Origin of the sequence: Pimelobacter simplex (assembly GCF_900114845.1) — a bacterium.
In the GTDB taxonomy this organism is placed as follows: Bacteria; Actinomycetota; Actinomycetes; order Propionibacteriales; family Nocardioidaceae; genus Nocardioides; species Nocardioides simplex.
Map to the genome: position 1 here is coordinate 657,011 of NZ_FOUK01000002.1, position 14,811 is coordinate 671,821.

Genomic DNA, 14,811 nt, shown 5'->3' on the forward strand with positions numbered 1-14,811 from the left:
GGGTCCCGTACGACGAGCGCAGGAGCCAGCGGTGAAGGTCTACATCTCTGTCGACATGGAGGGCGTCGCGGGCATCGCGACCCTCGACCAGATCGTCCGGGGCGGCTCCGGCTACGGCCGGGCCCAGGAGCTGATGACCGAGGAGGCGAACGCGGCGATCGCGGGCGCCTTCGACGGCGGCGCCACCAGCGTGCTGGTCAACGACTCGCACGGGACGATGGACAACCTGCTGCACGAGCGCCTCGACCCCCGCGCCCGGCTCGTCTTCGGCGCCCCCAAGGCGCAGTGCATGGCCGAGGGCCTCACCGACGACTGCGCGGTCGCCCTGTTCGTCGGGTACCACGCGCCGGCTGGCGCCCCGGGGGTGCTGGCGCACACCTTCTCGGCCTACTTCGGCGAGGTGCGCATCGACGGCGCCCAGGTGTCCGAGGCCGAGGTCAACGCGCTCTACGCGGCCTCGCTCGGCGTGCCGGTCGGGCTGGTCACGGGCGACGACGTCATCGGCGCGATCGCCTCCGACGTCCTGGCCGGCGCGACGATCGTGACGGTCAAGGACGCCCACGGCTTCTCCGCGACCAACACCGTCGCCCCCAGCGTCGCGCGCGAGCTCGTGCGCGAGGGCGCCGCGCGCGCCGTCGCGGGAGCCGACGCGCTGCCGCGTCCCGTGGCGCGGACGCCGCTGCGGCTCGAGGTCGACATGCCCTCCCCCGTCGCCGCCGAGCTGGGCGCCTGCATCCCGGGGTGCACCCGCACCACGGACCGGACGATCGCCGCGGTCCTCGACGGTGCCGACGAGGTGCTGGGCCTGATCACCGTGCTGTACGAGCTGGCGCTGAGCAGCGAGCGGGCGCGTCAAGCGCTCACGAACCGTCGCTGACCAGGTCGAGCACCAGCGCCGCGAGCAGCTCGGTCCGCGGCCCGATCCAGCTCACCTCGACGTGCTCGTCGCGGGCGTGCGCCCCGCCACCGACGGCACCGAGCCCGTCGAGGGTGGGCACGCCCACCCCGGCGGTGAGGTTGCCGTCCGAGGCACCTCCGACCGCCATGCTCACGAGCGGCGGCTGGCCCAGGGTCTCCGCCAGGCGCGCTGCCCGCGCGAACAGGCCGGCCGAGGCCTCCGCTTCGAGCGGGGGCCGGTTGATGCCGCCGTGCACCTGCAGGCGCGCGCCCTCGACGCCGGCCGACAGCGCCCGGATCGCCACGTCGACGCGCTCCTGCTCGGCGACGGTCCGCGCCCGGACGTCGACGGCGACCGTCGCCCGCGCCGGCACCGTGTTGGCCGCCGTGCCGGAGGCCATCAGGGTCGGCGTCACCGTCGTGCCCGCCTCGGCGTCGGCGAGGTCCGCCAGCGCGAGGACCAGCCGGGCGACGCCGATCGTCGCGTTGATCCCGCGCTCCGGCTCCAGGCCGCTGTGGGCCGCCCGTCCCAGGACCTCGAGGTCGTAGCGCGACACTCCCTTGCGCTGGGTCTTGAGGGCGCCGCCGGGACCGGCCGCCTCGAGGACGAGCGCCGCCGCGCACCGGCCGGCCTCGGCCTCGACCAGCGCGCGCGACGTCGTCGAGCCGACCTCCTCGTCCCCCGTCACCAGCACGGTGACCTGGTCGAGGACCGCGTCTCCGTGCCGCGCGCGGAGGGCCGCCAGGGCATGCACGATCTGCGCGACGCCGACGAGCATGTCGAAGCACCCGGGGCCCCGCAGGACGCCGTCCTCGACGGCGAACGGCAGCTCCGCGAGGGTGCCGACGGGCCACACCGTGTCGTGGTGGCCGAGGAGCAGGACGCGGGGCTGCCCGCCGCGCAGCAGGACGTGGTCGACGCCGTCGATGCGGACGATCTCGGGGCGCCTGCCGAGCCGGCGTTCGACCAGGTCGGCGACGACCTGTGCCGACCGCGCCACGGCGGCGTGGTCCGACGACGGCGACTCGACCTGGACGAGGCATTCGACGTCCGCGAGGAAGGTCGCGAGGTCGGGGCCCGAGCGGTCGCCGGTCCGGGCGCTGTCAGAAGTAGGTGCGGACGGCATCGGTCACCTCGTACTCGTCGGAGACGACCGGGAGGAGCCGCCACTTGTCGAAGGTCGTGCAGGGATGGGAGACGCCGAGGCACACGAGGTCGCCGACCTCGAGCGCGACGTCGTCAGGCACGGCGAGCATCGCGTGCTGGTCGTTGACCGCCGTGACCCGCAGGCCGCCGGCGGGCCGGGTGCGTCCGCGGTGCCGGACCGCGACCGGCAGCGGGAGATCGGCATCGGTCGACACGTCGCGACGGCCGGCACCGAGGATCGCCAGACCGGGCTCGGGTCGCGACAGCACCTCGGCCCACACCTCGAGCGCGGGGAGCGGCGGCGGCTCCTCGCCCACGAAGGGCGACGTCCGCGCGTAGAGGCCGTGGTCGTGCGTCAGGTAGCAGCCGCTCCGCAGCAGCACCTCCACCCGCTCCCCCGTCCAGCGCGCGCGGAAGCGGTCGACCACCAGGTCGAAGTACGAGCTGCCACCGAAGGAGACGACGACGCCACGGGCGGGCAGCAGCCCGTCCTCCACCAGCCGGTGGACGACCTCCGCCGACCAGGCGAGGAAGTCGGCCGCACGCCCCCGGCGCTCGGCGTCGTCCGCGCCGGGCACCAGACCCTCGAACCCCTCGACCCCGACCAGCTCCAGCCCGGCCGTCGCGCGAACCGCCTCGGCGACCCGGACGGCCTCCTCGGTTGTCCGCGCGCCGCCGCGCCCGCCGTCGTACCCGAGCTCGAGCAGGACCGCGAGGGGCCGCTGATCGGCCGGGTCCGGGACCGCCCGGTCGGCGAGCAGGGCGACCCCCTCGACCGAGTCGACCAGGAGGATCACCTCCAAGCCGGGATCGGCCCGCCGGCACGCGGCGAGGTAGCCGAGGTCGGCCGCGCCGACCACCGGATTCGCCACGAGGACGCGACGGACGCCCGCGGTGATGAACACGCGCGCCTGCTGGACGTTGGCGACCGTCACCCCCCACGCACCCGCGGCGATCTGCCGGGCGACCAGCGCCGGGCTCATCGTCGTCTTCGCGTGCGGCGCGACGAGAACGTCGTGCCGGCGGCAGTACCCCTCCATCAGGGCGAGGTTGCGCTCGAGCGCGGTGGCCCGCAGCGCCACGATCGGCAGCACGAAGTCGCCGTCGAGCAGCCGCCACCCCTGCGCCCCGACCTCGGTGAGCGGCACGTCGCCGTCGGGGAACCCCCGGTCGCGCCACGTGACCCGTTCGTCGGTCATGCCCACCTCCTCGCGTCCCTGCCGGACGGGGTCCAGTCTGGCGGGCCGCGGGCTGCCCGCGCCCGTACGACCGCACGAAGAGAGCGGGCGGCCTTCGGTCGTCCGCACGACGACCGCCGAGGTCAGATCCCAAAAAGGCCTCAGGCCCGGAATCCGTGGATTCCGGGCCTGAGCTTTGTAGCGGGGGCAGGATTTGAACCTGCGACCTCTGGGTTATGAGCCCAGCGAGCTACCGAGCTGCTCCACCCCGCGTCGGTGAACAGAACATTACCCGCCACCCCCGAGGTCACCAAATCGGGGTGCCTACGACGACGGCGGCGGCGACATCCGCGGCACCGGCGCCCGCCATCCCCGCCAGCCCGCGAGCAGTCGCCACCCGATGGTGACCAGGGCGGCCGGGGCGGCGATGACGCCGTGCGCGACCCCGAGCTCGGAGCCGGTGGCGGCGATGGCGGCACCGGCCAGGGCCGGGATGGCGTAGAGCTCGCCGTACCGGAAGATCACCGGGACCCGTCCGACGAGGAGGTCGCGGACGATGCCGCCGCCGACGCCGGTGGCCATGCCGAGGGCCGCGGACGGGACGGGGCCGAGGCCGAACTCCTGGGCCTTGAGGGCGCCGGCGACGCAGAAGAGGCCGAGACCGAAGGCGTCGAACACGTTGATCACTCGCTCGACGCGGCCGAAGGCCGGGTGCCAGGCGAAGGTGACGAGGCCGGCGACGACGGGCATGAGCAGGTAGCGCCAGTCGGCCACGGCCGGCGGCGGGACGGCGCCGATCACCACGTCGCGCAGGACACCGCCGCCGAGGCCGGTCGCCATCGCGAGGACGACGACACCGACGATGTCGAGCTGGTTGCGGACGGCGACCAGCCCGCCCGAGATCCCGAAGACGAAGATCCCGACCAGGTCGAGGGTGAGCAGCATGCCGCCATGATCCCGCACGACGACGGGCCCGCCGGCCACCAGGGCGACCTGGGGCGGGCGGGCCCGTCGTGGGCGTGGTGCGCTACTTCTTGTCGCGCTCGTCGGCCAGCTTGACGGCCTTCTCGACCTCGTCCTGGGCGATGCCGAGCTGCTTGGCCCACTCCGCCGTGTTGTTCTCCTTCTGGGCCGCCTCGGCCGCCGTGAACGCCGTCTCGGCATTGCGCAGCGCTGCGGTGATCTGCTCGTTCAGGTCGCCGGCCGGCTCGCCAGGGGTGGGCGTGCCGGGCTCGCCCGGCGTGGGCGTGCCGGGCTCGGCGGGCTGACCGGGGGTGTCGAGATCGACGCCGAGGGCGTCGGCCAGGGCACCGGGCAGGTCGCGGTCGATGCCGACCTTGTCGCCGTACTTCACGATCACGTACTGCAGGATCGGGAAGGCCGAGGTCGCGCTGCGGGCGGCGTAGACGGGCTGGATGTAGACCAGTCCCCCGGCGACGGGCAGGGTCAGCAGGTTGCCGAACCGGGGCGGGGTCGCCCCCTGCACGCGGTACTGCTGCAGCTTCGAGGCGACCTCGTCGTCCTGCTGCATCTGGTTGGCGACCTGGCCGGGGCCCGGGGTGTTCTCGTCGATCATCTCCAGCAGCCGCAGCTTGCCGAAGCCGTCGGAGGTGGCGTCCGAGTTCACCTGCAGGTACGACGCCAACGTGTTCTGCGCGCCGCGCGGCTTGAACACCGAGGTGAGCGACCAGTCGTTCGTGCCGTCGACGCCGGTCGAGAACAGCCGGTACGGCGGCTGGAAGACCTCGCGGGTGACGTTCGGGTCCTCGGGGACCTCCCAGCGGTTGTTGCCCGAGTAGAACTCGCCGGCGTCGGTGACGTGGTACTTGGCGAGCTGGAAGCGCTGCACCTTGAACATGTCCTCGGGGTAGCGCAGGTGCGCCATCAGCTCGGGGTCGATCTTCGACTTGGGCTCCACCGCGCCGGGGAAGACCTTCATCCACGTCTTGAGGATCGGGTCGGTCTCGTCCCACTGGTAGAGGGTGACCGTGCCGTCGTACGCGTCGACGGTCGCCTTCACCGCCGAGCGCATGTAGTTGATCTCGTCGGTGGGGATCGTCTGCAGCCCGGTGTCCTGCTGCAGCGAGTCGTCGATCATCGCGTCGAACGACTCGCGCTGGGAGTTCGGGTAGCGGTCGGTGGTCGTGTAGCCGTCGATGATCCACACGATCTTGCCGTCGACGACCGCCGGGTACGGGTCGCCGTCGACGGTGAGCCAGGGCGCGACCTTCTCGACGCGCTCGGTGGGCGTGCGGTTGTAGAGGACCTTGGAGTTGCCGTTGACGCGCCCGGACAGCAGGAAGTTCGGCTCGCCGAACTTGATCGCGTACATCAGCTGGTTGAAGGTGCTGCCGACCTTGACGCCGCCCTTGCCGTCGTACGTCGTGCGCTGGTCGTCGGGGTCGTCGCTGACGGTGTCGGCCAGGCCGAGCTCGACGTTGTTGGCGTCCTTGCTGGCCTTGCCCACGATCGAGTACGACGGGCTCTGCTCGCCGTAGTAGACGCGGGTCTCGAACGGCTCGGCGTCGGTCAGGTCGCGGCTGCCCTCGTCGCCCTCGCCGCGCACGCCCTCGGCCCACACGATCCGGCCGTTGGCCTCGTCGTTGATGGCGATCTCGTTGGCGTAGGCGGCGATGAGTCCCTCGCCGTGGGTGTAGACGGTGTGCAGGTTCGACCAGTTCTGGTCGGAGGCCTGGATGCCGCTCTGGTCGAGCTCGCGCACGCCGAGGACGAGCGGCACCTCCTTGCCGTTGAGCTGGTAGCGGTCGACGTCGAGCACCGCGGGCACCGAGTAGTAGGCGCGGATCCGCTGGCGCTGCTGGAAGGTCTCGCGGACCTGCAGCGGGTCGACGACGGGGGTCGTGGTCAGCTGCTCGAGGACCTTGGTGCCGTCGGCCTTGGACGTCTCCTCGGAGGCGATGCCCTGGTAGGTCGTGGTGTCGACGCCGCTGAGTCCGTAGGCCTCGCGCGTGGCGTCGATGTTGGCCTTGATGTAGGAGTTCTCCTTGTCGGCCTCGGACGGCTTGACCTGGAAGTTCTGCACGATGGCCGGCCAGATCATGCCGAGCAGCACGGCCGAGAGCGCGAGCAGCGCCAGGCCCACCGACGGCAGCTGCCAGGTCTTGCGCCAGATGTTGAGGAAGAACAGCACGGCACAGATGAGCGCGACGCCGACGAGGATGTTGCGTGCGGGCAGCAGGGCGTTCTCGCCGGTGTAGTTCATGCCGGTGAAGAGCCGGTGGTCGTCGGTGACGAGGTCGTAGCGGTCGAGGTAGTAGTCGACCGCCTTGGTCAGCACGAAGACGCCGAGCAGCACCGAGAGCTGCACCTGGGCCGCCGGGGTGAGCCGGTCGTGCTGGGCCTGGAGCCGGATGCCGCCGTACAGGTAGTGGACGACGGCGGTCGCGATCAGCGCCACGATGGCCACGGCCATCACGAAGTCGATGACGAAGTTCCACCACGGCAGGTCGAAGACGTAGAAGGAGATGTCCTTCTTGAAGTAGGGGTCCTGCTTGCCGAAGGACTCCCCCTCGCGCCACAGCATGAAGGTGCGCCACTGGCCGATCGCCGAGGTGCCGGCGAAGATGCCGACCACGACCGCGACGCCGGCGAGCAGCCAGGTCCGGATCGGGGTCACCGCGTCGCGGTAGCGGTCGACGCCGTCGTTGCCGGGCAGGCCGAAGATCGGGCGGCTGCGGTAGGCCAGGTACATGTTGAGCGCGACCACGCCGCCCATCAGGGCGCCGAACGCGACGAACAGGCCGATCCGGGTCCACAGCAGGGTGCTGAACACCTGGCTGTAGCCGACCTCGGAGTACCAGAGCCGGTCGGTGTAGATGCCCGCGAAGGCGCTGAGCAGGAAGAAGCCGACCACCAGCACGATGCCGGTGATCACCAGCGCGCGGGTACGACGGCCGGGCCGCTCCGGCGCGGGGCGCTCGGGCTCCTCGTCGAACAGTTCACTCATCGGGCTCGTCCTCCGCGTCGTCCAGCAGGGTGTTGCGCAGCAGCTCGATCAGGCCGGGCACCAGGTCGGTCCCGCCCATCACGGCGCTGTCATGGTCATCGCTGCGCATCCGCAGTGCGCAGTAGGCGGCACCGTGCCGGGTCACGCCGGCCACGATGCGCACCTCCTCGGCGTCCGGGTGCTCGCGCGCGAACTCGAGCGCGGCCGCCGGGTCGTCGGGAACCTGGCCGTCGGCGGCCGGCGGCAGCACGAGGCGCTCGACGACGGCCGCGCAGCCGCGGACCACGCCGGGCCACACGATGCCGGGCAGCACCTCCTCGAGCTGCTGGCCGGGCGGGAGCTCGTCCTGCTCGATCGGCGTCATCGAGCCCTGCTCGGCGGGGGTGTCGAGCCCGAGCTGGGAGGCGAGCACCGGCTCCTGGGCGACGAGCCGGCCGGTGTCGACCAGCGCGTAGAGGCGCGCCGGCTGGTCCCAGCCCACCCGGGCCTGGTGCTTCTCGATCTCGAGGACGGCGGCCGCGAGGGCCGGGTCGACGTCCAGGTCGTAGTCCATGGCTGTGGTCCGCTCGTTCCGGTGGTCAGCAGGCCGGCAGGGCGGCGTCGTGGTCGCCGACCCACGTCTCGAGGGCCTTGCGGGCCTCGGTCATCGTGGTCGCCTTGACCAGCCGCAGGTCGGGGTCGAGCCCCTGGACGTCGGAGCAGTTGTCCTTGGGGACGAAGAACAGCTTCGCGCCGGCCGCCTCGGCGCCGGCGATCTTCTGCTGGATGCCACCGATGGGGCCGACCTGGCCGTCGGGCGCGAGCTCGCCGGTGCCGGCGACGGTCGCGCCGCCGGTGAGCGAGCCCGGGGTCAGGGTGTCGTAGATGGCCAGCGAGAACATCAGGCCGGCGCTGGGCCCGCCGACGGTGGGGTCGACGCGCAGGTTGATCTGGAACGGGAACTCGTAGCCGACGCCGAGGGAGACGCCGATCTTGCCCTGGCCGTCCTCGACCTTCGGCTTGATCCGGACGGTCAGCTCGCGCTTGTCGCGCAGGATCCGCAGCTCGACCAGCGAGCCGTCGTTGTGCTGGCGCACCGCCTTGACGACCTGCTCGGTGCTCGTCACCGGCTGGCCGTCGACCTCTTTGACGATGTCGCGCACGAGCAGCTTGCCCTCGGCTGCGCCCTTGTCGACGACGAGCGCCACCTGGATCGCCTCGGGCACGTCGTACCCGAGCTCGTGCAGGGCGACCGCCTTGGCGACGTCCTGCGAGGTCGTCATCTGGACCGCGCCCTCGGCCTTCTCCTGCTCGGCCGAGCGGTCCTTCGGGTGCACCACGTCGTAGGGGACGACGGCCTTGTCGGGGTCGACCCAGCGGCTGAGCGCCTCGCCGAGCGAGAGCTTGTCGTCGTAGGAGGACGCGACGACGGTGGTGAACCGGAGCTGGCCCTTGTCGTAGTACGCCTTGTGCCCGTCGACCTGGATCACCTCGGCGTTGTCGGCGTCCTTGCCGAGGATGTCGAACGTCGGCCCGGGGCTGTAGGAGGCGTAGGGCAGCGGCACGGAGGCCGCGACGCCGCCCAGGATCAGCACCAACGGAGCCGCGATGCACACGGCGATCAGGCGCTGGCTCATGGCGCCTAGCCTGTCAGACGCCACCAATCGTGTCCTGCGGTGGTCGTCAGGACGCGCGGCGATCGCGGTCGGGAGCGACCGGCGGGGTGCTCTCGGCCGGCTCGGCGGGCGCGGCCGGGTCGGCCGGCTGGCCCTGGATCACGACCGGTCGCCGGCGGGAGGTGCGCAGCGCGATGCCGGTGGCCCGCTCGGGCGCGCGGCGCGGCGCGGCGTAGCCGGGCCGGGTGTGCTGCTCGCGCTCGAGGGCCTCGCCCATCCGCCGGGCCGCGGTCTCGCGGTCGACCTCGCCCCGGCCGTCGCGGCCCCACCACGCCACCCACGCCATCGAGGCGACGGTGAGCGCGGCGGCCGGTACCAGCCAGAACAGGATCTCCACTCCACGAGCGTAGGTGGGTGCCCCACGCGCGGCGGTCAGGACACGCCCGTCAGGGCGAGCCCACCCACTCGTCGGAGCCGTCGGAGAAGCGCTGGTGCTTCCAGATCGGCACCTCGGCCTTGAGGGTGTCGATGAGCGCGCGGCTCGCCTCGAACGACGAGCCGCGGTGCCCCGCCGTCGTGGCGACGACGACAGCGAGGTCGCCGATGTCGAGGTCGCCGACCCGGTGCACGGCGGCGAGCGCGGTGACGTCGTGGTCGTCGGCGACCTGCTCGCACACGGCGCGCAGCCGGTCGAGGGCCGACGGGTGCGCGGAGTACGACAGGCCGGTGACGCCCTGGCCCTGGTCGTGGTCGCGGACCCGCCCGACGAAGAGCACGAGCCCGCCCGCGGCCGGGTCGTCGAGGCTGTCGAGGACCTCGCTCACCGACAGCGGCTGGTCGGAGATCGCGACGAGGCGCACGGCCGGATTGCTCATGGCTGCACTCTAGGACTCCGGCACACTCCCTACCGGGTGAGGTCCGGGGTCCGACCAGGGGTCTCCCCTACACCGCCGGTTGGCGATCCGGCGTAGATTCGGACCATGACCGACAACCCGGGCGACGACCAGCCGAACCCCTTCAAGGGCACGCCGTTCGAGCAGATCTTCGGTGCGCTCGGCGGCGCCTTCCCCGGCGCCGGAGGCCCGGGTGGCCCCCTCGGCGGCATGGACGGCATGGCGTTCTTCCAGCAGCTCCAGTCCCTGATGCAGCCGCACGACGGCCCGCTCAACTGGAACGCCGCCAACGACATCGCCCGCCAGACCGCGGCCCAGGAGCCCGACCCCTCCGCCACGCAGCGCGACCGCGACCGGGTGGCCGACGCCGTCCAGCTCGCCGACCACTGGCTCGACACCGCGACCGGCTTCCCCTCCGGCGTCACCACGACGGCCGCGTGGAGCCGCGCCGAGTGGCTGGTCGAGACCCAGCCGGTCTGGAAGGTGCTCGTCGAGCCCGTCGCCGCGCGCTCGGTGACCGGCCTGTCCAGCGGGCTGCCCGACGAGATGAAGGCCGCGGCCGGTCCCCTGGTCGGCATCATCGGCCAGGCCGTCGGCGGCATGATGGCGATGCAGATCGGCCAGGGCCTCGGCGCCCTCGCCGGCGAGGTGCTCACCGCCTCCGACGTGGGTCTCCCCCTGGGCGCGCCCGGCAAGGCCGCGCTGGTGATGGCCAACGTCCGCGCCTTCGCCGAGGGCCTCGACGTCACCGAGGACGACGTCGTCCTCTACCTCGCGCTGCGCGAGGCCGCCCACCAGCGGCTGTTCGCGCACGTGCCGTGGCTGCGCGAGCACCTCATCGGCGCGGTCACCGACTACGCCCGCGGGCTCGAGATCAACGCCCAGCAGATCCAGGACCGGGTCCAGGAGCAGCTGCGCGGCATCGACCCGGGCAACCCCGAGGCGATGCAGTCCCTGCTCGAGGGCGGCCTGTTCGACCCGCCGCAGACCGAGGCCCAGACGGCCGCGCTCTCCCGGCTCGAGATCGCGCTGGCACTCGTCGAGGGGTGGGTCGACGAGGTCGTCGGCGTCGCCACCCAGGAGCGGATGCCGGCCGCCGCCAAGCTCCGCGAGGCGGTCCGCCGCCGCCGGGCCGCGGGCGGTCCCGCCGAGCAGACCTTCGCCGCCCTGGTCGGCCTCGAGCTGCGCCCCCGCCGGCTGCGCGACGCCTCCACGCTGTGGGGCGGGCTCCGCAGCCGCTCGGGCCAGGAGGCCCGCGACGGCGTGTGGATGCACCCCGACCTGCTGCCCACCGCCGCCGACCTCGACGACCCGCTGTCCTTCCGCGCCGAGGCGACCGCGCCCGAGGAGCTCTCCGCCGACGAGTTCGACGCCGAGCTGCGCAAGCTGCTCGACGGACCGGACGCGCCGGACGCTCCCGACGCGGAGTGACCCTCCACGACGACGCGCTGGCCGTGCTCCGCGGCTGGCGCGCGCCCGATGCCGCCGAGGAGGCGCTGCGCCGGCGCTACGTCGACCACCTGGAGGCGCGTGCCGACGGCATGTGGCGCTCGTCGTACCCCGACCACGTGACCGCGGGGACCCTCGTCGTCGACGCGACCGGCGAGCAGGTGCTGCTCAACCTGCACCGCAAGGCCGGGCGCTGGTTCCACTTCGGTGGCCACTGCGAGCCCGGCGACGCGACGCTCGCCGCCGTCGCGCTGCGCGAGGCGCACGAGGAGAGCGGGCTGACCGAGCTCACCTTCCACCCCGAGCCGGTCCAGCTCGACCTGCACACGGTGCCCTTCTGCGGCGACCGGGGCGAGGTGAGCCACCTCGACGTGCGCTACGTCGCCGCGGCACCCGCCGGCGCCACGGCCGTGGTCAGCGACGAGTCGCTCGCCGTGCGCTGGTGGCCGGTCGGCGACCTGCCCGAGCTCGAGCCGGCGATGCACGCGCTCGTCGCCCGGGCCCGGGCGATCCTGTGCTGAGGCCTAGTCGACGTCCTCGCCGGGCATGACCTGCTCGGACGGCGGCCGGTCGATCCGGGCGGCGTCCGACCAGCCGGCCAGGTAGCCCTTCGCCTTCTCGGCGGCCGGGTAGTGCGCGACCCAGCCCCAGAACTTCTCGTCGTGGTGCGGCTCGATGAGGTGCGCGAGCTCGTGCACCAGCACGTAGTCGATCACCCACTCCGGCATCCGCTGCAGCCGCTCGGAGAGCCGGATCGAGCGGTCCCGGGGCGTGCACGAGCCCCAGCGCGAGCGCTGGTTGCCGACCCAGCGCACCGACTCGGGCACCGCCAGGCCGCCGAGGTAGGCGTCGCTGAGCTCCTGGGCGCGCTCGGTCAGGGCGTCGTCGGTCCACCGGCGCGGCGTGGTCGTGCGGCGCTCGCGGCGCTCGACCCGGGCCACCATCTTCGAGACCCACGCGCGCTCCTCGGTGCCGGTGAGGTTGTCCGGGACGAGGACGACGATCTTCTCGCCGTCCCGGTACGCGGACACGGTGCGCCGCCGGCGGCCCGATCGCCGTACCTCCACCCGAGGAGTGCCCATGAGGCGACCCTACGGCGCCGGACGCCCCCGCGGTGGGACCTCGGCGTGCTCGCCCGCCCGCAGGTTGTCTGGACCTGTCAGGGCCGCGCCCAGTCGAGGAGCCGCTCGACCGGCCAGGTGTTCACGATCCGGTCCGCCTCGATCCCGGCCGCCTCGGCCCGCTCGCAGCCCAGGAGCGGGTAGTCGAGCTGGCCCGGCGCGTGCGCGTCGCTGTCGATCGAGAACACGCAGCCGACGTCGCGGGCCAGCTCGAGCAGCCGCGTCGGCGGGTCGCGCCGCTCGGGCCGGGAGTTGATCTCGACCGCCACCCCCTCCTCCGCGCACGCCTCGAACACCGCGCGCGCGTCGAACCGGGACTGGCCGCGCGTGCCCCGGGCACCGGTCACCAGCCGGCCCGTGCAGTGGCCGAGCACGTTGGTGAACGGGTTGCGCACCGCGGCGATCATCCGCCGGGTCATCTGCTCCGCGTCCATCTGCAGCTTGGAGTGGACGCTCGCCACCCGCACGTCGAGGCGGCCGAGCATCTGATCGGTCTGGTCCAGCCGGCCGTCGTCGAGGATGTCGACCTCGATCCCCCGCAGCAGCCGGAACCCGGCCCCGTCGAGGTGCTCGTTGACCGCCGCCACGACGTCGAGCTGGCGGGTCAGCCGCTCCGCGGAGAGCCCCCGGGCGACCTTGAGCCGCGGCGAGTGGTCGGTCAGCACGAGGTACTCGTGCCCGAGCTCGATCGCGGTCATCGCCATCTCCTCGATCGGCGAGCCGCCGTCGGACCAGTCGGAGTGCGAGTGCAGGTCGCCGCGCAGGGCCGCGCGCAGCTCGGTCCCCGCACCGTCGGCGGTCAGCGGGGCGCCGTACTGGTCCTCGACCTCGGCCAGCTTGTCCGGCACCTCGCCGCGCGCGGCCTGCGCGATCACCCGGGCCGTGCTCGCGCCGACGCCGGGCAGCTCGGTCAGCGTCCCCGCGCCGGCCCGGGCGGCGACCTCGTCGGGCGGCAGCGCCAGGATCGCCCCGGCCGCGCCGCGGTACGCCTTGACCTTGTAGCTGTCCGCGCGGCCGCGCTCCAGCAGGAAGGCGATCCGGCGCAGCGCCGCCACCGGCGTGCCGTCGTACTGCTCCTCGGTCACGGGTCTCCCGTCCTCGCGAAATTAGTTCTCCACAGGCGGTGGAGGAGCCGCTCGGGCCCATCCTCGCTGGTCATCCGACCGTACGCCGCCCGCCGCGTCCACCGCCCCGGCGCCCCGTCCACAGCCGGTGCACCGTTCCGCCCCGCCCCATCCACGGGTCCGGCCCTTCGTCCACAGAGTTCTCCACAGCCCTGTCCACAGGCTGCCGCGCTGCCGGATTGACCGCGCCGCCGCGGGTCCCTAGCGTCATGCCCAGACGAGGCCCCTGGGGCCGCAGCACCTCGCTCGCAAGGGGAAGGCAAGCGAGGGGCAGGCGGACCCAGGGGTCTCGCGCTGTCTGCCCGTCACCTGCCCTCGAACACCGGCGGCCGCTTCTCCTGCGCCGCCCGGATCCCTTCCAGCAGGTCCGCGGTGGCCAGCGTCACCGGCTGCGCCAGCGCCTCCCAGGCCAGCGCGGACTCGAGATCGGCGTGCCCGCGCTGCAGCGCGCCCTTGGTCAGCCGGGTCGCGATGGGGGCCGCCGCCGCGATGCCGGCGGCCGTCGCCAGGACGTCGTCGCGGAAGGTCTCCGGGTCCAGCACCCGCGAGACGAGGCCGAGGCCGAGCGCCTCGTCGGCGTCGACGATCCGGCCGGTGAGGAAGAGGTCGCGCGCGGCGGCCGGGCCGACGACGTCCGGGAGAAGGTAGGTGCCGGCCATGCCCGGGTGGATCCCCAGCTTCGTGAACGGCACGCCCAGCTTGGCCCCGCGGGCGGCGTACCGGAGGTCGCAGGCCAGTGCCAGGCACAGCCCGGCGCCGATCGCCGCGCCGTTGATCGCCGCGATCGTCGGCACCTCCAGGCGCCGGATCGAGAGCCAGGCGCGGTAGAACGGCAGCATCCGCGAGCGCAGGTCGTCGACCGTGGCGTCCGGCTCGGAGGCCAGCCAGCCCAGGTTGCCCCCGGAGCAGAAGCCCTTGCCCTCGCCGGTGACCACGACGGCCCGCACCGTGGGGTCCGCGGCCAGGTGGTCGACCGCCGTCACCCACGAGGCGGTCATCTCGTCGCTCATCGCGTTGCGCAGCTCGGGCAGGTCGAGGACCAGCAGCGCGACCCCCGGCGAGGGCCGTTCGAGGCGCAGGTGGGTCAGCACCGGGGGCGTGGACGATTTCACGGCGGAATCAGACATGCGGGGCACGCTACTGCGACTCCGTGGCGCTGTGCCGTAGGGTCGGGGAGGTTCGGAGTGCGGCTCCGGACCCCGACGGGCTTCCCCCAATGTCCCCGTCGCGACGACCGAACGAACAACATGAGCAAGGAGGCCGTCATGGCGGAGACCTGGAGCGGCGAGTTCTACTGCGTGAAGTGCAAGGCCAAGCGCGAGGCCGAGGGCGAGGTCAAGGTCAACGAGAAGGGGACCCGGATGGCCAAGGCCGTCTGCCCCGAGTGCGGCACGAACCTCAACCGCATCCTCGGCAAGGCCTGAACCTCAGGCACTCAGC

15 protein-coding genes and 1 tRNA gene are annotated in these 14,811 nt (G+C 73.1%); 4 read left to right on the top strand and 12 right to left on the bottom strand.

Going from position 1 to position 14,811, the window contains the following annotated elements; genetic code table 11:
- Positions 1–31 precede the first annotated feature (31 nt).
- Positions 32–877, top strand: coding sequence for a M55 family metallopeptidase (locus BM223_RS10700; protein WP_038677891.1), 846 nt, complete (start codon positions 32–34; stop codon positions 875–877).
- On the opposite strand, the gene BM223_RS10705 is transcribed toward BM223_RS10700, so the two are convergent.
- The 9 genes from BM223_RS10705 to BM223_RS10745 form a co-directional block, all read right to left on the bottom strand.
- Entirely contained in the window at positions 861–2,024 is a 1,164-nt protein-coding gene (locus BM223_RS10705; protein ID WP_052138412.1) for a M20/M25/M40 family metallo-hydrolase, read from the bottom strand. The genes BM223_RS10700 and BM223_RS10705 overlap by 17 nt on opposite strands.
- Positions 2,002–3,243 (bottom strand): alanine racemase, encoded by a 1,242-nt coding sequence (locus BM223_RS10710; protein WP_038677890.1) that lies wholly within the window; start codon positions 3,241–3,243, stop codon positions 2,002–2,004. Before BM223_RS10710 ends, BM223_RS10705 begins: the two co-directional genes overlap by 23 nt.
- Before the next feature lie 178 nt (positions 3,244–3,421).
- A tRNA-Met gene (locus tag BM223_RS10715) sits at positions 3,422–3,495 on the bottom strand.
- A 51-nt stretch (positions 3,496–3,546) separates the two neighbouring features.
- On the bottom strand, positions 3,547–4,167 hold the full coding sequence (locus BM223_RS10720) for a trimeric intracellular cation channel family protein (RefSeq protein WP_038683965.1): 621 nt from the start codon (positions 4,165–4,167) through the stop codon (positions 3,547–3,549).
- Positions 4,168–4,249: 82 nt separating this feature from the next.
- On the bottom strand, positions 4,250–7,189 hold the full coding sequence (locus BM223_RS10725; protein WP_038677889.1) for a UPF0182 family membrane protein: 2,940 nt from the start codon (positions 7,187–7,189) through the stop codon (positions 4,250–4,252).
- The gene (locus BM223_RS10730) at positions 7,182–7,742 is read right to left on the bottom strand and encodes a PPA1309 family protein (protein ID WP_038677888.1); all 561 of its coding nucleotides are present in this window, start codon (positions 7,740–7,742) and stop codon (positions 7,182–7,184) included. The genes BM223_RS10725 and BM223_RS10730 overlap by 8 nt, the downstream gene beginning before the upstream one ends.
- A gap of 25 nt (positions 7,743–7,767) precedes the next feature.
- The gene (locus tag BM223_RS10735; RefSeq protein ID WP_038677887.1) at positions 7,768–8,805 is read right to left on the bottom strand and encodes a YlbL family protein; all 1,038 of its coding nucleotides are present in this window, start codon (positions 8,803–8,805) and stop codon (positions 7,768–7,770) included.
- Positions 8,806–8,851: 46 nt separating this feature from the next.
- Positions 8,852–9,181 carry a hypothetical protein gene (locus tag BM223_RS10740; RefSeq protein ID WP_075018553.1) on the bottom strand — a complete coding sequence of 110 codons (330 nt, stop codon included), beginning with the start codon at positions 9,179–9,181 and terminating at the stop codon, positions 8,852–8,854.
- A gap of 49 nt (positions 9,182–9,230) precedes the next feature.
- On the bottom strand, positions 9,231–9,659 hold the full coding sequence (locus BM223_RS10745; protein WP_038677886.1) for a molybdenum cofactor biosynthesis protein MoaE: 429 nt from the start codon (positions 9,657–9,659) through the stop codon (positions 9,231–9,233).
- A 105-nt stretch (positions 9,660–9,764) separates the two neighbouring features.
- Here BM223_RS10745 and BM223_RS10750 point away from each other — a divergent pair, with 105 nt between their 5' ends.
- Positions 9,765–11,108: a zinc-dependent metalloprotease gene (locus BM223_RS10750; RefSeq protein WP_052138411.1), complete on the top strand. Its 1,344-nt coding sequence runs from the start codon at positions 9,765–9,767 to the stop codon at positions 11,106–11,108.
- Positions 11,105–11,647 carry an NUDIX hydrolase gene (locus BM223_RS10755; RefSeq protein ID WP_038677885.1) on the top strand — a complete coding sequence of 181 codons (543 nt, stop codon included), beginning with the start codon at positions 11,105–11,107 and terminating at the stop codon, positions 11,645–11,647. Before BM223_RS10750 ends, BM223_RS10755 begins: the two co-directional genes overlap by 4 nt.
- A 3-nt stretch (positions 11,648–11,650) precedes the next feature.
- Here the strand turns inward: BM223_RS10755 and BM223_RS10760 are convergent, their stop codons facing one another.
- From BM223_RS10760 to BM223_RS10770, 3 genes are all read right to left on the bottom strand, one after another.
- On the bottom strand, positions 11,651–12,208 hold the full coding sequence (locus tag BM223_RS10760; RefSeq protein WP_075018554.1) for a M48 metallopeptidase family protein: 558 nt from the start codon (positions 12,206–12,208) through the stop codon (positions 11,651–11,653).
- A 77-nt stretch (positions 12,209–12,285) separates the two neighbouring features.
- A complete protein-coding gene (locus BM223_RS10765; RefSeq protein ID WP_038677883.1) occupies positions 12,286–13,332 on the bottom strand; it encodes a PHP domain-containing protein in 1,047 nt (348 codons plus the stop codon).
- 344 nt (positions 13,333–13,676) lie between these two features.
- Positions 13,677–14,498 carry an enoyl-CoA hydratase/isomerase family protein gene (locus BM223_RS10770; protein WP_052138410.1) on the bottom strand — a complete coding sequence of 274 codons (822 nt, stop codon included), beginning with the start codon at positions 14,496–14,498 and terminating at the stop codon, positions 13,677–13,679.
- A gap of 138 nt (positions 14,499–14,636) precedes the next feature.
- Between BM223_RS10770 and BM223_RS28340 the strand changes: the two genes are divergently transcribed.
- A complete protein-coding gene (locus tag BM223_RS28340; RefSeq protein ID WP_107776774.1) occupies positions 14,637–14,795 on the top strand; it encodes a DUF5679 domain-containing protein in 159 nt (52 codons plus the stop codon).
- The last annotated feature ends 16 nt before the right edge of the window (positions 14,796–14,811 follow it).